The sequence below is a fragment of the uncultured Treponema sp. genome, assembly GCF_945873775.1.
GTDB lineage: Bacteria > Spirochaetota > Spirochaetia > Treponematales > Treponemataceae > Treponema_D.
In genome coordinates this window covers 13849-37540 of record NZ_CAMCEC010000017.1, presented here as the reverse complement: position 1 = coordinate 37540, position 23692 = coordinate 13849, and the positions used below count along the sequence as shown (strand labels likewise).

The window sequence follows — 23692 nt, the reverse complement described above, 5'->3', positions numbered from 1 at the left end:
CTATTCTCTTAAAATGTAGCTGCCTTTTGGCATGATTATGATTTCTACACGGCGGTTCAAGGCTCTTCCCTGCGGAGTGCTGTTGTCTGCGACTGGCTTTGTTCCGCCGAATCCTCTGTATGTAAAAAGATTTTTGTCTATTCCGTTTGAGACAAGCTCTTTGATTATTTCCTGCGCGCGCTGAATGCTCAATGTCATTTGTCCGTTTGGCTTGTTTACGTCTGCGGTGTGGCCTTCAATCAGAATTGTGTATTCGCCGGAAGCTGTGGCTTTTTTGAGTGATTCTGCAATCTGGGCTATGCGCGGTTTTTCCTGCGGAAGAAGCTCATAGGAATCAGCAATAAAACGTAAGTTCTGCATTGTGATTTGGATTCCTGTTAGGACTTCGTTCAGGTCAACATCTGGAATTTTGCGTTCAAAGAAATATTTTTTTATCTGGTGATATGCGATGTAATAATTTTTATCTTTTTGCGGCACGGAAACTTTATGCTCAAGCTGCTCCTTGTCCAAAAGAATTACAACTTTCCCTTTTTTTAAAAGCTCCACATTTTTTTCAACGGAAGCAATCTTTAAGTAGTCTTCTTTTGAAATCACAGGGTCGCATCTGTTTATTCCGTATACTTTTTTTACGGTAATCCAAAGCGGATCTTTTCCGGCTCTTCCGTCATAGTCTTCTATAAAATCCGAGCTTGAATATTTTACAATTCCTGTTTTTTTTGCGGTTTCAGGCTGAACCATGTTTCGCTCGTACAAAAGCTCCATGTCTTCTGTCCAGACTTTTGGGAACAGGCAAGGATAAACTTCGCTTTCTATGAATTCTCCGTGGACTGGCAGAGAGCCGCGTGCGTCAAGAACAATTCCTGTGTATTCTCTGGATGCGACTTGGTCAATCGGCTGCATTTTTTTGTATGGCGTGTGGTGCTTTACAAGGCTTGAAGAAATATCGTTCAAGTCGATTGTGTGCTTTGTTAAAAGAAGTCCGTCTTTTGTAAATACCGCCGGAGTTTTTTTGCTGTTGTCTACAATTCTTGTGAGGCTTTCAAGTGTAACAGTTCCGTCCAGAACAAGATCGCCGAGAGTTTTTGCGTCATCAACGTAAAGTGAAAGCAGCGGATTTTTTACAAGAATTGGAAGCTTCATTTCAATTTCTTTTACTGAAGTTGATTTTCCGCTTGGAAGAGGAATTCCCGCTTTTTCAACATTGAAAGCTACGTCCGAAGCGAATGTGTTTTTTGTCCAGTTTACAAAACTTGAGGATGTCATTACGGCAGCTTTTTCTGAAACGTGTCCTTGGGCTTGTGCAGCCATGATTGATTCACGCTCAATTTCTATGTCTGAATATGGAACATAGACAGATGGAACTGGCTCCGCTGTTTCCGTGGAAAAATCGAATTGCTCTATATAGCTCTGGCCAAAAATGCAGGCGCATGAGATTAATGCAGCTGTGGATAAAATAAAGTTCTTTGTATTCATAAAAAAGTCCGCTGCTAAATTTTCGGCATATTAATAGAAAAAATCAAGTTGATAATGGCAATTTTTATGGTTGCATATTTTTTTAGTTATGCTATACTTGCGCATTATAAAAAGTTGAGGTTTGCGCTGTATAGGCGGGGGGGGTAGATAATTATATGGGGGTACTATGAAAAAAAGATTTTCAATTTCGGCGGTTCTTATGCTGTCGAATATTATTGGGCTTGCGGTTTATGCCGCGGCTCTTTCTGTTATTGTTTATTCCAGAATAAAAACCGATTTCTCTGATTATTTTAACAAGTCATTAAAGAGCAGCGTTTCAATTGTTTATGAGGAAATTGATATTTTTAAGAAAACCTGCAAAGATTCGACATTGTATACTTTAAAAACACTTGAAGACATTTACTCAATTTTTGGACTTTCTAAGCCAGAAGTAATACGTGATACTTTCAGCAATGCAATTGCCGCTTCTATGTTTGATGCCTGCACTTTTGTGGGAACTGACGGAACTGCAATAAACATAGGAGTTATGCATGGAATAGACGATCAGAATAAAAGAAATATCCTTGAGGGAAAGCAGTTTTCAGATTTTGTGCAGGCTGACGGTGTTGTTTCATATATCTGCGGCTATCCTTTGGAGTCAGACGGAAAAGTTGTGGGTGCGTTCTTTACTAAAAAGGAAATACTGAACAATTCATTTGTTGAGCGCATTTCAAAATCAACAGACTGCAACTTTACAATTTTTGAGGGAACAAAAAGGGCCTTTACCTCGCTGGAGGGAATGCTTGGAACGGAAATTGCTGACAAGACTCCGATAGAAAGGGCTTCTTCCGGTAAAGAGACTTTGTACAATGCTAAAATTAATGGTGATGATTACTTTACATACTATTTTCCTCTAAAATATGACGACGGCCGGTTTTTGACAACTCTTTTCCTTGGCAAGAAAGTTTCGCTTGTGAATGAAATAATTTATTCCATATTCTTGCGGATTCTTATTGCTACAGTTTTGTGCGCGGCTGTTATTATTCTGATTCTTGTGGCTATTCTGATTGCAAAAATTATAAATCCGCTTAAGGCCGTCGGAGAGGCAATCAGCAATCTTTCTTCTGGAGATGCGGATCTTACGGCGCGCTTGCCTATAAAATGGAACAATGAATTTGATGATATTTCACTTGACATAAATAAATTTATTGAAATGATTCAGAAGATTATCGTTGAACTGAACGAAGCTCAGAATTCCCTTGATTCAATCGGCCAGAATTTGGGAACAAACGCATCTGAATCTGCCAGCGCGACTGCCCAGATTATGGCGAATATTACCGGCGTAAAAAAGCAGTCCGAAAATCTTTCGCTTTCTGTTTCAAATACAACTGGAATCCTTGGAAAATCTGCCGGCAGCGTAAAAGATTTGTCTGGTCTTGTTGAAGCTCAGGCGCAGGGAATTTCTGAATCTTCTGCCGCAATTGAAGAAATGCTCGGAAATATTTCTTCTGTTACAGCGAACGTCCATAAAATGTCCGACAGCTTTAAAGAACTTGGCGGAACTGTTGACGAAGGAAAAACAAAGCTAGCGAATGTAGACGGAAAAGTCAACGAAATTGCCGCCCAGTCAAAAATGCTTATTAAGGCGAACCATATTATTTCGCAGATTGCCTCTGAAACAAACTTGCTTGCAATGAACGCTGCGATTGAAGCCGCCCATGCAGGAAAAGCGGGCGAAGGATTTTCTGTTGTTGCAAATGAAATCAGAAAACTTGCGGAAACTTCAAGCCAGCAGTCAAAAAATATCAATACAGAGCTAAAGCAAATTTCTTCTTCTATTAAAGATGTTGTTTCCCTTTCAAAGGATTCGCAGACAGCATTTGGCGAAATTGTTACGCACTTGAATTCAACGGATACAATTATCCGGGAAATTGACAATGCCATGAACGAGCAGGAAAACGCTTCAAGGCAGATTTTCAGCGCGCTTAGCGACATGAGAAGCCAGTCTTCCGAAGTAAACGAAAAGTTCAAGGATGTAAACAGCGGAATTCTTGAAGTTTCCAAGGAAATGGATTCTGTTCAGCATGTTTCTTCTACGATTCTTGGAAGCATGGACGAAATGGCGGCCGGAGCAAGACAAATCAGTTCCGCAGCCCAGAATGTTTCGGACTTGGCGCAGTCTACAAAGGAAAATATTTCTGTAATGGACAGCCGTCTTGGTCAGTTCAGGGTTTAGCCTAAAGCTTTAAATTGAAAATTCCGCTTGGAATATTTGAACGCGCTTCATTTATTCTGGGCGGATTTTTTTTGCTTTGTGCGTAACTGTTGTTCATTTGATGAATAAATTCTTTCTATTCTAATTGTAAAGTTTTAAAAATTTCTCTATATTATTAATGGTATCTTTTTGCTAAAATGCGGAAAGATTCGGTTTAAAAAAATTCTTTTCCTATAAAATCTTTATTCTTGGGAGGAACTATGACAGTTCTTGAAATGTTCAGTCAAAGTGGAATTCTTACTTTGCTGGGAATGGGTGTGGTTTTCTTTTTTCTGATTATCATGATTTTGGCGATGATTGCGCTCCATGCTGTTGTTCATGCCTTAAAATGGGACGCCGAGCCTGCCGCCGAACAGCCAGTTGCCGCTCCTTCTGTTCCTGCCGAGGACAATGGCGCTGTTGTTGCCGCTATTGCCGCTGTATTAAAAGATAAAAAAGCTTTGTAATCATAGATTTTTATTAAGAGGTTGATTTATGTCTAAGAAAATTGGAATTTCTGAACTTGTTTTGCGTGATGCCCATCAGTCTTTGCATGCCACACGCATGACAACTGCTGATATGCTTCCTGCCTGCGGAATGATTGATAAAATCGGCTATTGGGCTGTTGAAGGCTGGGGTGGAGCAACTTATGACTCTTGTATCCGCTTTTTGAATGAAGATCCTTGGGAGCGTCTTCGCAAGCTTCATGCGGCTCTTCCAAACAATAAGATTATGATGCTTTTGCGCGGACAGAACCTTTTGGGCTACCGCCATTACGCTGATGATGTTGTTGACAAGTTTGTTGAAACTGCCGCAAAGAACGGAATTGATGTTTTCCGCATTTTTGATGCCTGCAATGACCCTCGCAACCTTGAGCGCGCCACAAAAGCTGCAAAAAAGACAGGAAAGCATGTTCAGATGGCAATTTCCTATGCAGTTACTCCTTTCCATACAAATCAGGTTTACGCTGACCTTGCTAAAACTTACGCTGAATTCGGCGCAGATTCAATCTGTATAAAAGATATGTCTGGACTTCTAAAGCCTTATGAAGCCTATGACTTGGTTCTTGCTATTAAAAAAGCCTGCGATCTTCCTATTGAAATCCACTCTCATGCGACAACTGGTCTTTCTGTTGCTACAGAACTTAAGGCGGTTGAAGCCGGCGCGGATGTCCTTGACACAGCAATTTCTTCAATGTCTATGGGAACAAGCCACTCTCCAACTGAAACTGTTGTAGAGATGCTCAAGGGAACTGAATATGACACAGGCCTTGATACAAAGGCGCTTCTTGAAATTGCCGCTTATTTCCGCGAAGTACGCAAGCATTATTCTTCACTTGAATCTTCTTTCCTTGGAGCTGATACACGCATTCTTCTTTCTCAGGTTCCAGGCGGAATGCTTTCAAATCTTGAGAGCCAGCTTAAGCAGCAAGGCGCATCTAATAAAATGGACGATGTTCTAAAAGAACTTCCGATTGTTCAGAAAGATGTTGGCTATGTTCCTCTTGTAACTCCGACTTCACAGATTGTTGGAACTCAGGCTGTTTTCAATGTTCTCTTTGGACGCTATGAAAGAATGACTGGCGAATTCCGTGATCTTTTGGTTGGAAAATACGGAAAACTTCCTGCTGAGCCGAATGCGGATCTCGTAAAGAAAGCTCTTGCCCAGAACAATATGGAAGAAGTTGTTACTTGCCGTCCTGCTGACAAAATTGAGCCTGAATGGGACAAAATGGTTAAGGAAGCAAAAGAAAACGGCGGCGACGGAAGCGACGAGGATACACTTACTTATGCAATGTTCCCGAAGGTTGCTCCAAAATTCTTCAAGGAAAGAGCAAACGGACCTGTTGACGCTGCGACTGCATTTGCAAAGAAAGAAGCTCCTGCTGCTGAACCTGCTTCAAAAGGCGGTTCTTACACAATCACAGTTAACGGCTCTGCATACAATGTAACTTCAGATGGAAACGGCTCTGTTACAGTAAACGGAACTCCTTATTTAGTTTCAGTTGGAACTGGAACTGCGGCTCCAGCAGCAGCTGTTTCTGCTCCAGTTGCTACAGGCGGAGTTGATGTAAAAGCTCCTGTTGCTGGAACTTTGCTCAAGCAGTGCTTTGCAAACGGAACAAAAGTTTCTAAAGGTCAGACTATAATAATAATTGAATCAATGAAGATGGAGCTTGAAGTTAAGGCTACAGATGACGGAACAATCACTTATTCTGTTGCTCCGGGCTCACAGATTCAGAGCGGACAGGTTCTTGCTACTATTGGCGGTGTTGTTGTTCAGCCTGCTCCAGTTGCAAAGCCTGTTGCTTCTCCTGCAGCTTCGGCTCCAGCTGCTCCTGTTTCATCTGGCAATGGAACAAAAGTAAATGCTCCAGTTGCTGGTGTGTTCCTTAGAACAGCAGTTGCTGAAGGCGCTTCTGTAAAGAAAGGCGACAATGTTGTTATTATTGAGTCAATGAAGATGGAACTTGAAATAAAAGCTCCTGTTGACGGAAAAGTTCACTTCCTTGCAAGTGCTGGAACTCAGCTTACAAATGGACAGCCTGTAGCTGAAATTTGCTAAGATTATCTGCCGTTTCTTTTTAGGAGCGGCGGAAGCTTTTTTAAGGAAATAATATGCCTGATACAAAGAAAATTAAGAATACAAAAATTGCATTTATTATGCTTTCGATTATGGCAGTTGCTGGAGTTCTTTCATTTACAACAAGAACTTTTGCGCAAGACAAGCCAGCTCCAGCTTCTGGAATGGAACGCGTGATAAAGGGAACTGAAAACTGGAATGGAAAGTACGACATTTCTATTTCAAAGTTCCTAAAGAATATTGGAAAGTCAACTGGAATCTATAAAATGATTCATCAGCCTACAGCTGAAGAACTTGCGTTGGAAAAAGTTCAGGCAGAAGCTCAGCTTGCCGCGGAAGAAAACAATCCGTTTGATGAAGCTCCAAAAGCTCCGGGCTGGCAGTCTTTGATTATGCTTGCAATTGGCTTCCTTATTATTTATCTTGCAGTTGGCAAGGGATTTGAGCCGCTTCTTCTTATTCCGATTGGATTTGGAACTGTTCTTGTGAATATTCCGGGCGCGGCAATGGGAGACGCTCCGCATGGAATGCTGCATATAATTTACAGCGCAGGCGTTGGAAATGAATTTTTCCCGATGCTTATTTTCATGGGAATTGGCGCAATGACTGACTTTGGTCCTCTTATTGCAAATCCAAAAACTGCATTGCTTGGCGGTGCTGCCCAGTTTGGCGTTTTCTTTACACTTTTTGGTGTTGCATTTATGAACGCTTTCCTTGGAACTGACTATACAATGCTTCAGGCTAGCGCGATTTCAATTATCGGCGGCGCGGACGGTCCTACTTCAATTTATGTTTCTGGAAAACTTGCTCCTGAAATGATGGCTGTTATTGCGGTTGCGGCTTATTCTTATATGGCTCTTGTTCCAATGATTCAGCCTCCAATTATGAAGCTTCTTACAACAAAAAAAGAGCGCCTGATAAAAATGGATCAGCTTAGGCCTGTTTCAAAAACAGAAAAAGTTTTGTTCCCGATTTTGCTTCTTGTGCTTGCAATTCTTCTTTTGCCGCCAGCTTGTCCTTTGATTGGAATGCTTGCGTTCGGAAACTTTGTAAAAGAAAGCCATGCGGCAGAACGTCTTTCTAAAACTATGGAAAATGAGCTTATGAACATTGTTTCAATTCTTCTTTCTCTTGGTGTTGGAAGCCAGATGACTCCAGAAAAAATCATTAAGAAAGAATCTCTTGGAATTATTGTTCTTGGTCTTTTTGCATTTGCAGTTGCCACAATAGGCGGTCTTGTAATGGCAAAAATCATGAATCTTTTCCTCAAAAAGAAAATCAATCCGCTTATTGGTTCTGCTGGAGTTTCCGCAGTTCCTATGGCTGCCCGTGTTGCAAATAAAGTCGGACTCGAATACGATCCTTCGAACTTCCTTTTGATGAATGCGATGGGACCGAATGTTGCTGGTGTAATTGGAACTGCGATTGCGGCTGGCGTTTTCATTGCGACTTACGGTGCTTAGTTTTGTACGGCAGGACTGCATTTTTATAAAGTGCGGTTCTGTTGTTTTTTGTGCCTGAATTAAGGTTTTATGCAGAAAAAATTTTTATATACTATTTTAATTATCTTTTCAATTTTTCTGTGGATTTTATATCCTGCGTTCAGGCATGAACTTAAAATTTCCAATAAATGCGCCCTTGAATTTGAAAACGATTCAGGCGCAGTTATCCTGTCTTTTTTTGACAATTCCACTGTTGAAGCATTTGTGCATGAAGAAAAGAAGTTTGAAATTTCTTTTGCAATTTTCTTTGCATTTTTTGCTCTTCTTGTTCTTGTAGTTGAAAAGAACATTGATTTTTCATTATATGCGCTGAATGTTCCTGTCAGGCATAAATATATTGATTTTGTAATAAAGCAAACTTCTGTTTTGTAAAGTTCCCCGTAATTTTTCACCTTTTATTTTTTTACACTTTCTCATTGTTTTTTATGGAGGAATTCTTATGTTGTCTTTTTACTCTGCTGGAAATATTAAAAATGCTGAAAAAAATTCAATTCTTTGCTCTTTAGTTGATGCGGTTGATTCAAACTGTGTTATGGACAGGCAGCTTGTAATCAGTGATTTGCAGAAGCATGACGAGGCAGCTGGCGAAGAGTCAAAGTTTGGAAATGTGTCTGTTCATGTTGCCATGTCTGTTGGCGTAAAATCTTTTTGCATTGCAGCTGGAATTTTGAATGACCGTGCAGAACTTATAATTTTATGGAATGAAATGTCTGAGCATAATCTTGACTTAATGTCAAAAGTTGCCCAGATTCTTGAATATGCAGACAAAAAAGGAATGGACGCAATTCAAGCATTAGACTTTTTAAAGAACAGCATTTGCCTTTGTTCAAAGTAAAATATTAAGCCACTGTATCTTTGTTTTTTCAAAATCCAGTGGCTTAATTTACTGCAAAATTATTTTCTGCCTTAAAACGCTTATTTCTTTGTCGGAAAAAGAGTTTTTAGCTGCCATTTCTTTAATTTCAGTATTTGAATATTTGTATTCAGGGTAAAGTATAACAATACTTTCGTCTTCGTCTTTTAAGAAATTTGTTTCACCGAATTCTGTATAGCGTGTAGCTCCTATGGAAACCATTAGTTGTTCAGGCGAGCCGATTGATGCAAGATACTTCCCGACATTTTCCGCAGTTCCTTCGTCTTTTTGTTCGTTGAATTTTTCTATAAGCCAGTTTGTGAGTTTTTCAAAAATGTAACTGTAGCCTTTTACCGGGCTGTCCTCTCCGTATTCAAATATTTTTCCGTCTCTAAAAAGAAAGCAGGCGATTCTGTATTTTGAAATATTTCCAGTTTCCGAAAATTCGTCAATGCTGATTAAATTTTCAGAAAGTCCTTTGCTGCATTTGCCCCAGTTTTTTTTCATGCTGATTTTTTTTGCGCCGGGTTTGCGGATCGAGCAGTCGTTTGATGCTCCGAATTTTACGGGAACAAGCGATTTTAATTTTCCGTCGCTCCATTCAGCGTTTAAAATCAATGCGCATTCCGGCTCAATCTGAAGCTTTTCTTCTCCGTGTGGAAAAATTATTTTGCCTGAATCAAATGGAAATATTCCAAGAAATTCCGGCACAGTATTTTTTGCATTCGGTATATATGTTGGAAAAATTGCTTTTGGCGCATTTTTTTCTTTTGTCTTTACATTCTGAAACTCAACGGCTTCTCCAGCCTGTTCCAGATGTCCTGTAAAATTTCCTGCAACTCCAAAGCACGGGAGCTTTTTCAAATCAAATTTCATGTTTTTATTCTATATTAAGTCTTTGAAAATTTCAATTTTTAGAAATGATTTTGAAATGCAATGAAAATTAAAAGTCTGAATTTTTTATTTATCGGCAGAAATTCGCTTGACCTTAGTTTATGAAATTTGTTAAAATGTCTTACTAATTATTGAAATGCTTTCAAGGAACCCGTTACTCCTTGGGGTAAAAAAAATTTAGAGGTTTATAAAATGTACGCAATTGTTGAATTCAAAGGCAATCAGTACAAGGCAGAAAAAGACGCTGTTCTTGAAGTGTCAAAGCTTGATGCAAAAGATGGCGATGTAATCACAATCGATACAGTTCTTCTTGTAAGTGATGGCGATAAGGTTTCTGTCGGTTCTCCTTATGTAAAGGGCGCTAAAGTTACTGTAAAAGTTGGAGAAACTTTCAAAGACAAGAAAGTTCTCGTATTCAAATACAAGTCAAAGAAAGACTATCATCGTCTTATTGGACACCGCGAGCAGTATACAAAAGTTACTGTTCAGGATGTTGTTCTGGCATAAGTGACGGAAGTTCTTTTGGTTTGCGGCAAAGACGGAGCGTTAAAAAGTCTGAAGGCTTTTGGCCATGCTTCGTTTGCTAAAAAAGGCAAGGACATTGTTTGTGCTGCTGAATCCATAATTCTTAGCACATCAGTTGAAATGCTTCAAAATACAAAAGAGCTTGTTTTTAATGCTGACACTTCTACCCGTGGCTTTTTGGAGTTTCGGGTTGAAAAATCCGCAGCCGCTGCTGTGGAACGCTTGAAATGCATTGGGGATTTTATAAGATTTGCTTTTATAAAACTTTCTGCTGAATATCCTGAAAATGTGCGGTTTCAAGAAATAATTGAATAATAGTCCGGTTTATGCCGGCGGAGGATTAAAATGGGACGTACTAAAGGCGGTAGCGGTGCTAAAAATGGCCGCGATTCAAACCCTAAACATTTGGGCGTTAAAAAATTTGGTGGAGAAAAAGTTACTGCCGGTTCTATTCTTGTAAGACAGCGTGGAACTCGTATTCATCCTGGCAGCAATGTAAAACGTGGAACAGATGACACTTTGTATTCAGTTGTTGACGGTGTAGTAAAATACACAGAACGCATGAATCGCAAGCTTGTTTCAGTTGAACCTGTTTCTGCCAACTAATAAAGAAAGTTTTTATCTTTAGGATTTGAAATTTTCTAAAATAATTAAAATGCCCGGCGTGGAATAATTATCCTTGCTGGGCTTTTTTTATGGGAGCAATGATGATTCAATTTGCTGATGAGGCTATTATTACTGTCCGTTCTGGAAAGGGCGGAAACGGCTGTGTTTCATTTAGGCGTGAAAAATATATTCCAAACGGCGGACCGAATGGCGGTGATGGCGGACGTGGCGGAGATGTGGTTTTTTGTTTAAAGAAAAATCTTAGAACTCTTGCGCATTTAAGGTATCATCCTATTTTGAAGGCGAAAAATGGCGGCGATGGACAGGGCTGGAACCGTTATGGAAAAGACGGCGAAGATGTTGTAATTCCTGTTCCGCCCGGAACTACAATCCGCGACAATGAAACTGGCGAGCTTATTCATGACTTTACTGTTGAAAGTGAAGAAGAGCAGTTTGTTTTCTTAAAAGGCGGAAACGGCGGCTGGGGAAATGTGCATTTTAAGTCAAGCACAAACCAAGCTCCGCGTATTGCAAACAAAGGCGCGCCCGGCCAGGAAAGAATTCTTCGTGTTGAGCTTTCTGTCATGGCGGATATTGGACTTGTTGGTTTTCCGAATGCGGGAAAGTCAAGCTTGCTGGATCTTTTTACAAATGCGCGCCCGAAAATTGCTCCGTATCCATTTACAACAAAAATTCCGAATCTTGGCGTGCTTCATGCTGGCGATGACAAGGATTTTATTATTGCGGATATTCCAGGAATAATAGAAGGTGCTTCTGAAGGCGCTGGTCTTGGAATAAGATTTTTAAAGCACATTTCAAGAACTGCAGGGCTTTTGTTTATGATTGACTGCAGTGATGAAAATTTCCTTGAGGCTTATGACTTGCTTTTAAAGGAGCTTGACGGATTTGGCAGGGAACTTACAAAGAAGCCAAGAATTGTTCTTTGCAATAAAATCGACATTGAGGGTGCGCTTGAAAATGCGATGAAAGTAAAGGAAAAGATTCAGAGCAAAGAGCCGGATGTAAAAGTGCTTGCAGTTTCTGTTGCAGAAAGAACAAACATGAACGAAGCCCGGCTTGAAATAATTTCGCTTATTGAAAAAATGGAAGCTCTTAACAAGCCTGCTGCTGAAGAAAATTCCGTACCTGCAAAAAGCTCGTTTTTGTCTAGCCGTTCTGTTGACGATTCAATGGAAGTTCAGTTTCCGGGAAGCGAAAGCTGAAAATGAAAGTCGCAGTTTTAGGCGGAAGTTTCAATCCGGTTCACATTGGGCATCTTGCCTTGGCGGACGAAATTTGCGTTTCGCTTGGATATGACAAGGTTCTTTTTGTGCCGGTTTTTTCTCCGCCGCATAAAACAATGAACGAAGCTTTGCCGCCTGAAAAACGGACAGAAATGGTTGAGCTTGCCTGCCAAGATGATCCGCGCTTTAAAATGGAGCCTTGCGAAATTCAGCGTGGCGGAGTTTCGTACACTTATGACACAATCTGTTTTATTGAAGAAAAATACAAGCCTGAAAAAATAGGACTTGTGATTGGCAGGGATTTGTTTTCAACTTTTCATCTTTGGAAAAATGCGGCTTTGCTTGCTAAAAAATGCGAGCTGATTTTGGCGGAGCGACCTTTTCAGGCTGAAGATAAAAATTTTAAAAACAAGGCGACTGGAAAATATTCAAAAGCAATTGATTCCGCAGAAAAAGAATTTCGGATAGAAGATGAGCCGCTTTTTAAAAATGCAGTTTTCTTGAAAAATGAGCCGCTCGCTGTAAGTTCAACCAGCATAAGATTTAGAGCGGCAAATAAAATGGCTTTTCAATATCTTGTGCCTTCAAAAGTTTTCAAGTATATTATTGAAGGAAATTTGTATGGAAGCAAAAACTGAACAGCTTATAGAAAAAATCAGAAAATACGCAAAGTCAGCATTGAAAGAAAAACGCTTTGAGCATTCTGTCCGTGTCGCGGAAACTGCGGCTTTTATGTGCGGCTTGTTTGGCTACGACAAAGACATTGGCTATCTTGCAGGACTTGCCCATGATATTTGCAAAAATATGGAAGATTCTGAAATTCTTTCTCTTGCCTCTGAAGATGGGGCTTCTATTTCTGAAATTGAAAAAAACAAGCCTTCACTTTTGCATGGAAGAGCGGCTGCTGTTTTGCTTCAAAAAAAATTTTCTGTAAAAAATCTTGATGTTATCCAGGCAGTTGCAAACCATACTCTTGGCGGTGCAGGATTGTGTCCGCTTGCAAAAATTATTTATGTTGCTGACAAAGTTGAGCCCGGACGTCCGCAGTCAACAGAAGAATATAGAAAAAAGCTTTTTTCTTTGCCGTTGAATAGCATGACGCTTTTTGTTGTTCAGGAGAATATGGAATATTTAAAGAACAGGCAGAAAAAAATTGCGGATTCAAGCTATGAATTTGAAGCGGATTTAAAAAATCAGATTGCCGCGGAAAATTCTCTGCGTGCCAGTTAAATTTTAAGGATGGTAAAAATGAATATTTCAAAAGAAAAAAGAAATGGAATTTTTCTTCTTGCTATTCTTGTGATTATTATTGCCGTTGTTGGATTTGTTGCTTTTTCGCTTCGTGTAGATCCTATTGAGGAAAATCTTAAACTGAATCCTGTTATAAACAGCCTTTGGATTTTAAAGGATGATGAAGGAAACGCGCTTTCAACTGATGTTCTTGTTTTTTATCCGCAGACAGGGCAAGCCGCCGCTTTTGATATTTTAGGAAATACTGGCGCGATTTATAAAAGTCTTGGACGTGTTGATAGAATTGATTCGGTTTACAAGGAAAAAGGTCTTGCTTCTTATAATGAAGAAATTGAAAAACTTATCGGAAAGAAAATTCCTTTTACAATTGAAATAAAACTTTCAGACTTGGAGCTCCTTACAGATTATCTTGGCGGACTGAATGTTTTTATTTCATTTCCTGTTGACGAAACTGATGAAAACGGAATGCGTTGTCTTTTTCCTAGTGGCGCGGTTGTTTTGGACGGAGATAAAATCCATGACTATGTTATGTATAAAAGTCCGTCTGAAAATGCAAGCGATGTTGAGGAAAGGCGACAGGCTGTTTTTGTTTCCCTGATTTACGCTTTAAAGGAAAACCGCAATATTATTTTTGCAAAGAACAATTTTTCAGTTTATGAGGAAAAAATCAAGACAAACATAGACAAGAAGAATTTCTATAACTTGATGAAAAATTTTTCATTGATTGACACCGAACGCTTTTCAATTCAGACTATAACAGGAAGCTTGAGAACTGTTGACGGCCAGACTCTTTTGTTTCCGTATTATGACGGTCAGCTCATAAAGGATGTTATAAATCAGGCTATAAGTTCTCTTGTTTCGGGTGATCTTGGAAATCAAAACCGTGTTTATGTTCTTGTAATTCAAAATGGAACAACGGAGCAGGGACTTGCGCGCAATACTTCTTTCCTTTTGCAGAGCGCGGGATATGAAGTCCTTGAAACAAAAAATGCCGACCGTAATGACTATGAAAAAACTGAAATTATAAATCATATTGGAAACTCTGAAGCTGCAAAAACTTTAGGAAATTTTATTCATTGCACAAATATAATTGATGAGGAAGTTATGCCGGAAAATGCTGATTCCACCAGTGCTGCTCAAGCTGACTTTACAATTATTTTGGGCAAAGATTTCAATGGACGCTTTGTAAAAGGAAATTATTCTGCTAAATCGTCCGAGTGAGGAAAAATGGAAAAAACTGTAAAAGAAATGGCGTTGGAAATTGCCAAGCTAATGGAAGATGGAAAAGGCGCGGATGTTTGTGTTATCGATGTTTCTGAGCTTAACAGCTGGACTGACTATTTTGTAATAGCAACAGTTTCAAGCGGTCCGCACTGGCAAGGTCTTTACAAGGAAATAAAAGACTACATAAAAGACACAGATCTTGAAATCCACAAGATTCATAACAAGTCTTCTCAAGGAAACGACTGGAATCTGATTGACTTAGGTCCGATTGTTGTGCATCTTATGAGCCAGGAAGCAAGAGATTTTTATGAACTTGAAAAACTTTGGCACGCAGGTAAAAAAATAAAGTAAACTTTTAACGCAGGTTTTCTGCGGCGACTTTTGCTTTGCCTGCAGGAAGCCTTAGTCTGTAAGTTGTTCCAGGCGGCGTGATTTCCTTTAGAAGCTCAATGTTAAGCATTTTTACAGTTTCTAGTGGAAGTTCTGCTGCCTTTGCCACGGTTGAAAGTTTTATGCTGCCTTTTATTGTAAGGTAGCTGAATTTTTCCGGCGAAACACCTTCAATTCTTTTGTCCGCAACTCCGATTTCAATAGCTCCATAGAAATCCGCATTTTCAACAATGTCTGCAATTGCTATAAGTTTTGGAATATATTCAGAAGCCTGCTTGCTTAAAAGTCCTTTTTCTGCCAAAGACCAGTAATCTTTTCCAGGATTTGCCTTTACAATTCGTCCTACAGCTCCAGCTCCCATGTTGTACGCAGCGATTGCCAAATGCCAGTCGTTAAACATTTTGAAATTTTCCGCTAGTTTTGATAGTGCGGCATCAGTTTCTTTCCAAGGATCGCGCCGCTCGTCAAAATACTCATTCTTTTTTAAATAAGGATGCATGCTGTTTGCCATAAACTGCCAAAGCCCTGTTGCGCCCGAGCCAGATACCGCTGTTGGCTTGTAGTTTGACTCAACAATCGGAAGATATTGCAGATAAAGCGGCATTTTTCTTTCTTTGAGTTTCGCCCTTATGTATGGTCTATACGGAATTGAATCGTAAAGAATGTCAGCAAGCCATTGCCTGTTTGAAGCTGTAAGGTAACGTTCCCGGTACTTTAAAGTCGGCTCTTTGAAAACTCCAGAAATGCCGATGTCTTTGCGCTTTGGCTCTGGAATTATATAGTTTTTTTGAGCAGAAGTTTTCTTTTCGTTTTCTGAAGAAATGCTTTTTGTTTTTGCGTGGCTTTCAGTTTTTAAGGCTGAAAAGTCAATTTCAAAGTCAGCAACAGGCTCTTCCGCAAAGATAAACGAGGCTAGCAATACTGAAAATATAGAAACTGCAAATTTTTTCTTCATTACAATTTTTCACCAAAGTAAATTCCAGCCCATTCCCAGCGTCCGTGGATTTCCGGGTCAGCTGGAAAATTTACTTTTCTAAAGTAAAGATACCAGACATTCACGTAATTGCTCCAGCCTGTTGTGCGCAAATACGCTTCAGTTGGAGAAGATGACGGGTCTAGTTCCGCGCTGTAACGGATTCTGTTGCCGCGCATAAACGAGCGCATCGAAAAACTTTCTTGTGCGTTCACGTCGGTTTCAACTTGCCGCCATGACATTGCAAAAAAGTTGACTTTTGATTTGTAGCGGTCCAAGGCTCTGTAGTTGTATGATGAAATTCCAGACTTTACAGCCGCAACAAGAGCGTCAAGAGTTTCAAATGTCCAGTCTTTTGCTGAATTGCTGAAATCTATGAGCTGCTTTGCATTTAAATATGCGTTAGGGTAGCCTGAAATTTGCAGAGTGGACGCATCGTCTTGGTCAAGAAACTGCGTGTATGAGCGGATTGCCTGGTTCCATTCGCCTTCTTTTTCGTATTCAAGAGCGAGCCTGTAGAAAAGTTCCGTTGTGCTTACGTTATTTGGAAATCTGCTTATAAGCTGGTTGAAATATGAAATTCTATTTGCTGGACTTGAGCTGATTTGAATTAAATGCTGAAGGCAGATAAAGTGAATTGATTTTCCTTGAACAATAAGGTCGTTGTAGTTGTTTATAATCCGCTCAAAATAATATTCCGCTATCGGTTCAGCTTCGTTTTCAAGATAAGCATAAGCTGTCATCAAAAGCCAGTATGCGTTGTAGGAATCGTCTTCGTGCAGTTCAACCCAGTTTGTAAGAAAATGCACAAGCGACGGATAGTCTTTTACGGAAAGCATATTGTTTGCGATTCTGTTTACAACCGCGTACCTTGTTTCGCCCTTTGTTTCTTTTTTTTCAAGAAGCGAAATCAGAAGATTCTGTGTGTTCTTGTATTGCTTGGAAAATGCTTCTGGCAGAATTGCGCCCTTTCTGTCTTTTGCGCATGACATGATAATTATGGAAAAAAAAGCCGCCGCTGCAAATTTAAAAACTTTCCGAATCATTCTTTTATTCTACCATATTATAGAAATTATTTTCAATTAAAAAGTTTGGCGCGCAAAGTTGTTCCTGTAAGTTTTTAAAAGCCGTTGTCAAGAATTGAAATTTATCTTATTATTTACTGAAACTATGGAAAATCTTGAGCAGACAAAAAAAGTTTCTCCTGCAGGACTAAGAAAACGCAGCCTTTACATTGCATTGGGATTTATGCTTGTTTTTGACAGCATTTTTTTTGCCTTGCTGAACATAGAATTATTACATTTAAATTTAAAAGAACTTTGGCCGGTTATTGTTATTAATGCCGGACTTGCTTTTCTTGTTTCAGATTTATTCATTTATAAAAAAATCAGGGCGGTTTTTCTTTTTCCGTCTGTCGCGCTTTTTGTTCTGGGAATTATTTTCCTGCTTTTTTCGCTTCATGTGTTTCATATTTCGTTTGCAAAATTTATTTCGGTTTTCTGGCCAATAGTCCTTTTTGTTCTGGGAATTCTTCTTATTCTTGTTTATGGAGTTCAAAGAATAAACAGCGAGGAATTTCCGTATATAAAGGATGATTCTTCAGATGACAGCTTTTAGAAAATTTGCTTTAAGGAAAACTGTGGCCGGGTTTTTTAGAGATGCCACAATTTCAGAAAGAATTTCTTTACGGAAAATGCGTGGAACTTTTTATCTTGTTTTTGCTACATTGCCATTTATTTTCTCTTGTGCAAGTTCGCCTTCTCCTGCGCCGAAATCCGAAGAAAAGTTGCCGGCAGTCGCGGTTCAAGTTTCTCCTTCAAAAAACAGGTCTTTTTTTTCTTCTATCGACAAAGAAACAATGCGCCTTGTGGAAATCGGTTCTCCACAAAGTTTAAGGCAGGCCGCAGCTTCAATTCATAAAAGTTCTCCCGATGACTATTCCGACGCTGAAAAAAGCATTCTTTATATTTCCGCGGAAATTATGAAACTTGCCTGGCCGTCAGAAGCCGTTACTTGGAGTGTTCCGCCTATTGCAAGGACAAATCAGTACATTGGTGCCGTTGAAAGCGCAAAGAAGGGAATTTATGATTTAAGCATGAACCGCTCTGACTTTCTTTCCATTATGCTTCCGTCGCTGGTTCTTTTGACTTCATCGGGAGTAACAATAGAAGATTATTATGAGCTTTCAGAAAATTCTTTAAATTTTGCTCTTGAGCTTTGTCCTGATTCAGTTCTTGCAAATTATCTTATGGGAATTCTGTGTCTAAAGCAGAACAACAATGAAAAGGCTCTGGAATATTTTAAGCTTAGCAACGGAAAGTATTCTGGCGGAAACAAGGAAATTCTTGAGTCTGTTTCAAAGGCTTGTTTTTTGACGGGACAGTATGAGCTTGCGCTTTCATTTGGCGAAGAGCTTTTGTCGCGATTCCCGCAGGACACAGAGCTTTTAAAGACTTGCGCGCTTTCGGCTTTTCATCTTGGGGACTTTGACAAGACAGAAGGCTTTGTTGTGCGTGTTCTTTTGCTTGAGCCGGATAACACAAGCTATGTTTTGCTGCGTGCAAAAATCCTAATGGAAAAACAGGACTATATCCGGGCTTCTTCTTTGCTTGATGCTGTTGAAAAGAAAAACGCCGCTTCCAAGGAATATTATCTTTTGCGCACACAGCTTTTGCGTGACTGGAGCAAGAACAATGCCGCCGCCATAGAAACTGCCGGAACTGCGCTTAACTTGTATCCTGATGATTCTGAAACTTTGCTGGTTGCCGCTGAAACCGCTTCTATTGCGGGGCTTTCTGTAAATGGAATGACAGCTCTTGAGCTTGCTGAAAAAGTTCTTGAAAAAGATTCAGAAAATGTTCAGGCAATGGAAATTCTTTTGGATGAATATATAAAAAAATCTGATTATGTAAAGGCGTATTCCCTAAGCTCACGGCTTATGCAGATTCCTTCAGCGCAAAAAACTTCGCTTTTTAGCCATATTGATATTTGCCTTGCGCTAAAAAAGAACACAGAAGCGATGAATCTTGCGCTAAAAGCTTATGAGGAAAATCCTGCTGACGAAAATTCGTGCATGGCTTACGTTAAAGTTCTTTCTGCTTCCGGACAAAAAAATTCAGCGATGCAGCTTATTTCAAGCCTTTTGCCTTCCGCCAGCCAAAGAATGAAAAGCTTTCTGTATTTTGAACGCAGCCAGATTCAGGGAACAGAAGATTCATCTCTTGCAGATTTAAGGGCAAGCCTGACTGCAAACCCGCGCAACAAGGATTCACTTTATAGGCTTTACGAAATTTACTATGCAAAAAAAGACTGGAGACGGGCGCAGTATTATTTGAAGCAAGTTGTTGCCCTTGATCCGTCAAATTCTTTGTATCTAAGCAAAAATTCCGAGCTTGAAAAATTGCTTGGAAGATAATTTCCTTTTTTTTGAAAAAATTATCTCAATTAGCGCAAGAAAGTTTGGAGTTTATGAAATGAATTGCTCTAAATAATTCTCTTGTAAATTTATGCGAATAATGCTATCCTTTTATACCATTTTAAATTAATTACGAAGGAAGGAATTTAATATGTTGTTTAATTCACTTTTGTTACAGGCAGCTGATCCTGCGGCTATGGGCGGCGGATTTGGAATGTTTTTGCCTCTCATTCTTATCATAGGAATTATGTACTTTTTTATGATTCGTCCGCAGAACAAAAAGCAGAAAGAGCTTCAGAAAATGCTTGATGCGCTTCAGAAGGGCGACAAAGTAATTACAATCGGAGGAATCCACGGAACTGTCAGCTCTGTAAAAAAAGATTCAAATGTCGTTACAGTAAGAGTTGATGAAAATACAAAAATAGAATTCAACCGCTCTGCAATTGCAACTGTTGTTTCTGACAAGCCTGCTGCAAAAACTGAAGAAAAGAAATCAGGAAAAAAGCAGAAAGAAGAGCCAAAACCTAGCGAGGAAAACAAAGAGCCAGCTGCTTCAGAGGAAAAGAAAGATGAGTAAGAAAAGCCGGCTTTTTATGATTATTGCAGTGCTGGCTGTTTGCTTTGCCTTTTTGTGGCCGTCAATCAGCTGGTATGTACGTACTCCAAAAGAGGACAAGGTTCTTGCCTTGAGTTCTTTGGAAAATATAAAAAATTATTCAAGCTTCAGGGCTAATTCTGAAGTTAGAAAATTAGTTGATGCTGTAAAAGCAAATTCAGAAGCTCCAATTCCAGAAGACAGCCAGTGGCTTTTAAAACAGGCAAAGAAGAATTTCAAATCTGCCGGAGAAAAAGCTCCTTCTGCAATTCTTTTAAAAGATGCATTGAATTCTTTTGATTCAAAATCAGAGCTTGCTTCTTTTATTGAAGGAATTTATAGAAAAAAGATTCTTAAGACAAAAGACTATTACAAGAATTCCGTAAAACTTGGTCTTGACCTTTCAGGCGGAATGAACGTAATTGTAAAGGCTGACCTTGACTCTGTTATTGCAAAGCAGGGCGATGCTGTTTTGGACACAGGAACTTTAAAGGCTGACATAATGGCTCAGGCCGTTGAGACTTTGACAAGCCGCATTGACCGCTTTGGCTTGAGTTCTCCAACAATCAGGCAGCAGGGCGAAGACAGAATTTATATTGAGCTTCCAGGTTCTGCAGAAGCCGATCAGATTAACTCGATAATTCAGGGCCGCGGAATTTTGAATTTCCGCCTTGTTGATAATGAGGCTACTTCAAATTTCAATGCTTATTATTACAACAATCCTGACACAACTTTTGACATAAGAGGAAATCTTGTTGATCCTTCAATCATCCCTGACGACTGCGAAGTTTTGGGTTACTACACAACAGACGCTTACGGACTTGACCAGCGTGAAGGCTATCTTGTTGTAAAGAAAGAAGTTGCTCTTGACGGAAAGCACATAAAGTCAGCTGATGTCGGTGCAGAGGAACTTACAGGACGTCCGGCGGTTACATTTTCTCTTGATGCTGAAGGCGCTGAAATCTTTGGAAAATTCACAGGCGAGCACGTTGGCGAAAATCTCTGCATTATCAGCGACAATAAAATCAAGTCAAATGCTACTATAAATACTGCCATTACAGGCGGAAACGTTCAGATTACAGGATTTGGACAGCGCGAAGCCCAGAACTTACGCAAGGTTTTACAGACAGCTTGGCTTGATGTTCCTCTTAGCGTTGAAAGCCAGCAGGTAATTGGAGCTTCTTTGGGAGAACAGGCAATCCGCCAGGGACTTTTGGCAGTTGCAGTTGGTCTTCTTTCAATTATGATTTTCATGCTTATATGGTACAAAGGTTCTGGAATAAATGCCTGTGTTTCTCAGGTTTTGAATCTCTATATCATGTTCAGTATTTTGAGCGCATTTAATCTTACAATTACTTTGCCGACTGTTGCCGGTATGATTCTTACAATCGGAATGGCAACTGATGCGAACGTTATTATCTTTGAGCGCATAAAGGAAGAACGCCGCCTTGGAAAAGACAGAGCTTCTAGTGTAAGCGCAGGATTTGACAACGCATTCTGGGCAATCATGGACTCAAATATCACAACATTTATCGCCGCAATCTTTATGACACAGCTTGGAAGCGGTGCCGTTCAGGGATTTGCAGTGAGCCTTGCGATTGGTGTAGTTTCGACAGTATTTACAGCTTTGGTTGTTTCTCGCCTTATATTTGATTTCCAGACAGAAGTTTTGAAAGTAAAGAATATCAGCATTGGCTGGGGGATTAAATAATGAAAACAGTAAAAAAATTCAGTAAAGCATTTCCTGCCTGTGCTGTTTTAAGTTCAGTTTTGATTCTTTTTGGAATCGCAGGATTTTTTATCCGCGGAATAAACTTTGGCATTGACTTTGTGCCTGGTCTTTTGGAAGAGGTTCGCATTGGTCCGGCTGCCATTGAAATTTCCTACAACGGCGCTGCAAATATAAGCCTTGGAACTTCAAGCACTGCTTTGGAACTTGTTATAACAGGAACTAGCGCAGAAAACGAAACTAAAGTTTTTTCTTATGCGCAGAATCCTTCTATAAAAGATATTGCGGCTTCTCTTTCTGAAGTTGAGGGACTTTCTGTTTCTGTAAAAGGTGCTGAAAATGTAAGTTCTTATGGAATTTATTTGGACAGCTCTTCAACATCTCGTCTTTCCGCAGATGTTCCTGTTTTGCTTTATGTTTCAGATGCGTCAAAAAATGTTTCTATTGATGATGTCCGCTCGGCACTTGCTTCTGAAAACGTTGAAGTAAAGGAACTTGGAGATGATTCAAACAGAAGTTTCCAGATTCGTGCGGCAATTTCAAAAGATGATGCTTCTTCTGATTCTCTTCAGGCAGGAATTATCGGTTCTCTCAAGGAAAAATTCGGCGAAAGCAATGTTGCGATTATTAAAACCGACTTTGTAGGCTCTGGATTTTCTAGCAGCAATGCAATCAAGTCTGTTATTCTTGCAGTTGTTACTTTGCTTGCAATCTGGATTTACTGCGCTATAAGATTCCACTGGGATTTTGCGGCTGGCGCGATAATTGGACTTGTTCACGACTGCCTTATAATGTTCTCGTTTATTTCCTGGACACAGGTTGAATTTTCTGCGACAAGCTTTGCGGCGGTTCTTACGATTTTTGGTTACTCAATCAATGCTACAATCGTTATTTTGGATCGTGTGCGCGAAAATATCAGCTTGATTCAGACAAAGAACTTTAATGATATTTTGAATGCTTCGATTTCTGAAACATTGATGCGTTCAATTATCACAACTGTAACAACAATGTTCGCTTCTGTTGCGCTTCTTATTTTTACTTCAGGAAGCATAAAGGACTTTGCGATTATTCTTACAGTTGGTCTTGTTTCTGGATGTTATTCTTCTATGCTCATTGTTCCGGGGTTTGTGTCTTTGATGCGCCGCAACTGGGAGCCGGGAGAATTTGCAAATCACGTAAGGCCGCATAACAACAAAAATGTTCTTTCGTTTAAGTCTGCACAGAATGTTTAAAAATTGCTTTGGGCGGAATTTTTATTCCGTCTGATAAGAAGTTATTTTAAGGCCGTAACTTTTTTAGTTGCGGCTTTTTTCTTTTATAAACTGTTTTTGGAGCTGCCGTTGAAAGTTGTTCGTGCCAAAGTTCTGGGATTTTGCATGGGAGTTAGGCGTGCTGTTGAAACTGCTTCCGCTGCTCTTGAAAATTCAGAGAAAAATGGACAGAAGAAAGTTTTTACTCTTGGACCTTTGATTCATAATCCTCTTGTTATGGATTCTCTTGAAAAAAAGGGCGCGCGGATTCTTGAGCCTTCTTCACTTGAAAAAGCGAAAAGTGATTCAGTTGTTGTAATTCGTGCTCATGGAACTATGCCGCAAGTTGTTTCTGCTCTTGAAAATCAGGGGGCGGAAATTCTTGATGCGACTTGTCCAAGAGTTCACCTTAGCCAGAAAAGAGCGGCTGAATGGGCAAAGAAAGGTTTTCTCGTTGTGATTGCGGGCGACAAAAATCATGGCGAAGTTGTAAGCATTTCAGGCTATGCGGAAAATCATGCACTTGTTGTGGAAAGCGCAGCGGAAGCTTTAAAAATTGAAATTCCTGAAAAAACAGTTTTGATTGCGCAGACAACATTCAGCCCTGTTGAGTTTGAAAAAATCGCTTCGGTGCTGAAAAAGAAAAATTCTTCAGTTCAAATTTTCAATTCTATATGCTCGGCGACAATGGAGCGGCAAAACGCATTGAAAGAACTTGAAGGAAAAGTGGATGCAATTCTTGTCATTGGCGGAAAGAATTCTGCAAACACACGCAGGCTTTTTGAAACGGCATCTTTAATCTGCGGAAAAACTGCGCTCATAGAAGACGCTTCAGAAATCCCTGATGAAATTTATTCTTTGAAAACTGTCGGGCTTACTGCTGGAGCGAGCACTCCTGATTTTGTCATAGATGAAGTTGAGCGCGCTTTGCTTTGTGGCAAATAAAAATTTT

At 39.8% G+C, this 23692-nt stretch carries 24 protein-coding genes; 20 read left to right on the top strand and 4 right to left on the bottom strand.

The window, feature by feature from the left end; all coding sequences use genetic code 11:
- Window positions 1–1473, bottom strand: a complete 1473-nt coding sequence (locus Q0N70_RS08795; RefSeq protein WP_294015914.1) for an OmpA family protein — start codon at window positions 1471–1473, stop codon at window positions 1–3.
- 166 nt (window positions 1474–1639) lie between these two features.
- Between Q0N70_RS08795 and Q0N70_RS08790 the strand changes: the two genes are divergently transcribed.
- The 6 genes from Q0N70_RS08790 (at window position 1640) to Q0N70_RS08765 (ending at window position 8626) form a co-directional block, all read left to right on the top strand.
- Window positions 1640–3688 (top strand): methyl-accepting chemotaxis protein, encoded by a 2049-nt coding sequence (locus Q0N70_RS08790; protein ID WP_294015913.1) that lies wholly within the window; start codon window positions 1640–1642, stop codon window positions 3686–3688.
- A gap of 239 nt (window positions 3689–3927) precedes the next feature.
- A complete protein-coding gene (locus Q0N70_RS08785; RefSeq protein ID WP_294015912.1) occupies window positions 3928–4173 on the top strand; it encodes an OadG family protein in 246 nt (81 codons plus the stop codon).
- Window positions 4174–4201: 28 nt separating this feature from the next.
- Complete coding sequence (oadA, locus tag Q0N70_RS08780; RefSeq protein WP_294015911.1) at window positions 4202–6271, top strand: sodium-extruding oxaloacetate decarboxylase subunit alpha; 2070 nt, start codon at window positions 4202–4204, stop codon at window positions 6269–6271.
- A 53-nt stretch (window positions 6272–6324) separates the two neighbouring features.
- Window positions 6325–7752 carry a sodium ion-translocating decarboxylase subunit beta gene (locus tag Q0N70_RS08775; RefSeq protein WP_294015910.1) on the top strand — a complete coding sequence of 476 codons (1428 nt, stop codon included), beginning with the start codon at window positions 6325–6327 and terminating at the stop codon, window positions 7750–7752.
- Between the two features lie 69 nt (window positions 7753–7821).
- Window positions 7822–8163, top strand: coding sequence for a hypothetical protein (locus Q0N70_RS08770; RefSeq protein WP_294015909.1), 342 nt, complete (start codon window positions 7822–7824; stop codon window positions 8161–8163).
- 67 nt (window positions 8164–8230) lie between these two features.
- The gene (locus tag Q0N70_RS08765; RefSeq protein WP_294015908.1) at window positions 8231–8626 is read left to right on the top strand and encodes a hypothetical protein; all 396 of its coding nucleotides are present in this window, start codon (window positions 8231–8233) and stop codon (window positions 8624–8626) included.
- A gap of 48 nt (window positions 8627–8674) precedes the next feature.
- On the opposite strand, the gene Q0N70_RS08760 is transcribed toward Q0N70_RS08765, so the two are convergent.
- The gene (locus Q0N70_RS08760) at window positions 8675–9520 is read right to left on the bottom strand and encodes a DUF5718 family protein (RefSeq protein WP_294015907.1); all 846 of its coding nucleotides are present in this window, start codon (window positions 9518–9520) and stop codon (window positions 8675–8677) included.
- A 210-nt stretch (window positions 9521–9730) separates the two neighbouring features.
- Between Q0N70_RS08760 and rplU the strand changes: the two genes are divergently transcribed.
- The 8 genes from rplU (at window position 9731) to rsfS (ending at window position 14739) form a co-directional block, all read left to right on the top strand.
- On the top strand, window positions 9731–10045 hold the full coding sequence (gene rplU, locus Q0N70_RS08755) for a 50S ribosomal protein L21 (RefSeq protein WP_013701108.1): 315 nt from the start codon (window positions 9731–9733) through the stop codon (window positions 10043–10045).
- Window positions 10046–10060: 15 nt separating this feature from the next.
- On the top strand, window positions 10061–10378 hold the full coding sequence (locus Q0N70_RS08750) for a ribosomal-processing cysteine protease Prp (protein ID WP_294015906.1): 318 nt from the start codon (window positions 10061–10063) through the stop codon (window positions 10376–10378).
- A 30-nt stretch (window positions 10379–10408) separates the two neighbouring features.
- Window positions 10409–10669, top strand: a complete 261-nt coding sequence (gene rpmA, locus Q0N70_RS08745) for a 50S ribosomal protein L27 (RefSeq protein ID WP_294015905.1) — start codon at window positions 10409–10411, stop codon at window positions 10667–10669.
- 101 nt (window positions 10670–10770) lie between these two features.
- Window positions 10771–11892 carry a GTPase ObgE gene (obgE, locus tag Q0N70_RS08740; RefSeq protein WP_294015904.1) on the top strand — a complete coding sequence of 374 codons (1122 nt, stop codon included), beginning with the start codon at window positions 10771–10773 and terminating at the stop codon, window positions 11890–11892.
- A gap of 2 nt (window positions 11893–11894) precedes the next feature.
- On the top strand, window positions 11895–12551 hold the full coding sequence (nadD, locus tag Q0N70_RS08735; RefSeq protein WP_294015903.1) for a nicotinate (nicotinamide) nucleotide adenylyltransferase: 657 nt from the start codon (window positions 11895–11897) through the stop codon (window positions 12549–12551).
- Window positions 12535–13143 (top strand): bis(5'-nucleosyl)-tetraphosphatase (symmetrical) YqeK, encoded by a 609-nt coding sequence (yqeK, locus tag Q0N70_RS08730; protein WP_294015902.1) that lies wholly within the window; start codon window positions 12535–12537, stop codon window positions 13141–13143. Before nadD ends, yqeK begins: the two co-directional genes overlap by 17 nt.
- An 18-nt stretch (window positions 13144–13161) precedes the next feature.
- Window positions 13162–14385: an LCP family protein gene (locus tag Q0N70_RS08725; protein ID WP_294015901.1), complete on the top strand. Its 1224-nt coding sequence runs from the start codon at window positions 13162–13164 to the stop codon at window positions 14383–14385.
- 6 nt (window positions 14386–14391) lie between these two features.
- Window positions 14392–14739 carry a ribosome silencing factor gene (rsfS, locus tag Q0N70_RS08720; RefSeq protein WP_294015900.1) on the top strand — a complete coding sequence of 116 codons (348 nt, stop codon included), beginning with the start codon at window positions 14392–14394 and terminating at the stop codon, window positions 14737–14739.
- Window positions 14740–14743: 4 nt separating this feature from the next.
- Here the strand turns inward: rsfS and Q0N70_RS08715 are convergent, their stop codons facing one another.
- Window positions 14744–15733 carry a lytic transglycosylase domain-containing protein gene (locus Q0N70_RS08715; protein ID WP_294015898.1) on the bottom strand — a complete coding sequence of 330 codons (990 nt, stop codon included), beginning with the start codon at window positions 15731–15733 and terminating at the stop codon, window positions 14744–14746.
- Window positions 15733–16797 (bottom strand): tetratricopeptide repeat protein, encoded by a 1065-nt coding sequence (locus Q0N70_RS08710; RefSeq protein ID WP_294015896.1) that lies wholly within the window; start codon window positions 16795–16797, stop codon window positions 15733–15735. The genes Q0N70_RS08715 and Q0N70_RS08710 overlap by 1 nt, the downstream gene beginning before the upstream one ends.
- A gap of 124 nt (window positions 16798–16921) precedes the next feature.
- Between Q0N70_RS08710 and Q0N70_RS08705 the strand changes: the two genes are divergently transcribed.
- The 6 genes from Q0N70_RS08705 (at window position 16922) to ispH (ending at window position 23685) form a co-directional block, all read left to right on the top strand.
- Window positions 16922–17368 carry a hypothetical protein gene (locus Q0N70_RS08705; protein WP_294015894.1) on the top strand — a complete coding sequence of 149 codons (447 nt, stop codon included), beginning with the start codon at window positions 16922–16924 and terminating at the stop codon, window positions 17366–17368.
- A gap of 22 nt (window positions 17369–17390) precedes the next feature.
- The gene (locus tag Q0N70_RS08700; protein ID WP_294015892.1) at window positions 17391–19166 is read left to right on the top strand and encodes a hypothetical protein; all 1776 of its coding nucleotides are present in this window, start codon (window positions 17391–17393) and stop codon (window positions 19164–19166) included.
- Between the two features lie 151 nt (window positions 19167–19317).
- Window positions 19318–19743, top strand: coding sequence for a preprotein translocase subunit YajC (gene yajC / locus Q0N70_RS08695; protein WP_294015891.1), 426 nt, complete (start codon window positions 19318–19320; stop codon window positions 19741–19743).
- A complete protein-coding gene (gene secD, locus Q0N70_RS08690; RefSeq protein WP_294015890.1) occupies window positions 19736–21472 on the top strand; it encodes a protein translocase subunit SecD in 1737 nt (578 codons plus the stop codon). Before yajC ends, secD begins: the two co-directional genes overlap by 8 nt.
- Entirely contained in the window at window positions 21472–22722 is a 1251-nt protein-coding gene (secF, locus tag Q0N70_RS08685) for a protein translocase subunit SecF (RefSeq protein WP_294015888.1), read from the top strand. The genes secD and secF overlap by 1 nt, the downstream gene beginning before the upstream one ends.
- 108 nt (window positions 22723–22830) lie before the next feature.
- A complete protein-coding gene (ispH, locus tag Q0N70_RS08680; RefSeq protein ID WP_294015886.1) occupies window positions 22831–23685 on the top strand; it encodes a 4-hydroxy-3-methylbut-2-enyl diphosphate reductase in 855 nt (284 codons plus the stop codon).
- The last annotated feature ends 7 nt before the right edge of the window (window positions 23686–23692 follow it).

Excerpts from the sequence above, each read along its gene's own strand:
- secD (WP_294015890.1), top strand. The coding sequence starts at position 19,736 with ATGAGTAAGAAAAGCCGGCTTTTTATGATTATTGCAGTGCTGGCTGTT.
- Q0N70_RS08710 (WP_294015896.1), bottom strand. The coding sequence starts at position 16,797 with ATGATTCGGAAAGTTTTTAAATTTGCAGCGGCGGCTTTTTTTTCCATA.
- rplU (WP_013701108.1), top strand. The coding sequence starts at position 9,731 with ATGTACGCAATTGTTGAATTCAAAGGCAATCAGTACAAGGCAGAAAAA.
- rpmA (WP_294015905.1), top strand. The coding sequence starts at position 10,409 with ATGGGACGTACTAAAGGCGGTAGCGGTGCTAAAAATGGCCGCGATTCA.
- Q0N70_RS08795 (WP_294015914.1), bottom strand. The coding sequence starts at position 1,473 with ATGAATACAAAGAACTTTATTTTATCCACAGCTGCATTAATCTCATGC.
- Q0N70_RS08715 (WP_294015898.1), bottom strand. The coding sequence starts at position 15,733 with ATGAAGAAAAAATTTGCAGTTTCTATATTTTCAGTATTGCTAGCCTCG.
- Q0N70_RS08705 (WP_294015894.1), top strand. The coding sequence starts at position 16,922 with ATGGAAAATCTTGAGCAGACAAAAAAAGTTTCTCCTGCAGGACTAAGA.
- Q0N70_RS08770 (WP_294015909.1), top strand. The coding sequence starts at position 7,822 with ATGCAGAAAAAATTTTTATATACTATTTTAATTATCTTTTCAATTTTT.
- rsfS (WP_294015900.1), top strand. The coding sequence starts at position 14,392 with ATGGAAAAAACTGTAAAAGAAATGGCGTTGGAAATTGCCAAGCTAATG.
- oadA (WP_294015911.1), top strand. The coding sequence starts at position 4,202 with ATGTCTAAGAAAATTGGAATTTCTGAACTTGTTTTGCGTGATGCCCAT.
- yajC (WP_294015891.1), top strand. The coding sequence starts at position 19,318 with ATGTTGTTTAATTCACTTTTGTTACAGGCAGCTGATCCTGCGGCTATG.
- Q0N70_RS08725 (WP_294015901.1), top strand. The coding sequence starts at position 13,162 with ATGAATATTTCAAAAGAAAAAAGAAATGGAATTTTTCTTCTTGCTATT.
- Q0N70_RS08775 (WP_294015910.1), top strand. The coding sequence starts at position 6,325 with ATGCCTGATACAAAGAAAATTAAGAATACAAAAATTGCATTTATTATG.
- Q0N70_RS08765 (WP_294015908.1), top strand. The coding sequence starts at position 8,231 with ATGTTGTCTTTTTACTCTGCTGGAAATATTAAAAATGCTGAAAAAAAT.
- yqeK (WP_294015902.1), top strand. The coding sequence starts at position 12,535 with ATGGAAGCAAAAACTGAACAGCTTATAGAAAAAATCAGAAAATACGCA.
- secF (WP_294015888.1), top strand. The coding sequence starts at position 21,472 with ATGAAAACAGTAAAAAAATTCAGTAAAGCATTTCCTGCCTGTGCTGTT.
- nadD (WP_294015903.1), top strand. The coding sequence starts at position 11,895 with ATGAAAGTCGCAGTTTTAGGCGGAAGTTTCAATCCGGTTCACATTGGG.
- Q0N70_RS08785 (WP_294015912.1), top strand. The coding sequence starts at position 3,928 with ATGACAGTTCTTGAAATGTTCAGTCAAAGTGGAATTCTTACTTTGCTG.
- Q0N70_RS08760 (WP_294015907.1), bottom strand. The coding sequence starts at position 9,520 with ATGAAATTTGATTTGAAAAAGCTCCCGTGCTTTGGAGTTGCAGGAAAT.
- obgE (WP_294015904.1), top strand. The coding sequence starts at position 10,771 with ATGATTCAATTTGCTGATGAGGCTATTATTACTGTCCGTTCTGGAAAG.
- Q0N70_RS08790 (WP_294015913.1), top strand. The coding sequence starts at position 1,640 with ATGAAAAAAAGATTTTCAATTTCGGCGGTTCTTATGCTGTCGAATATT.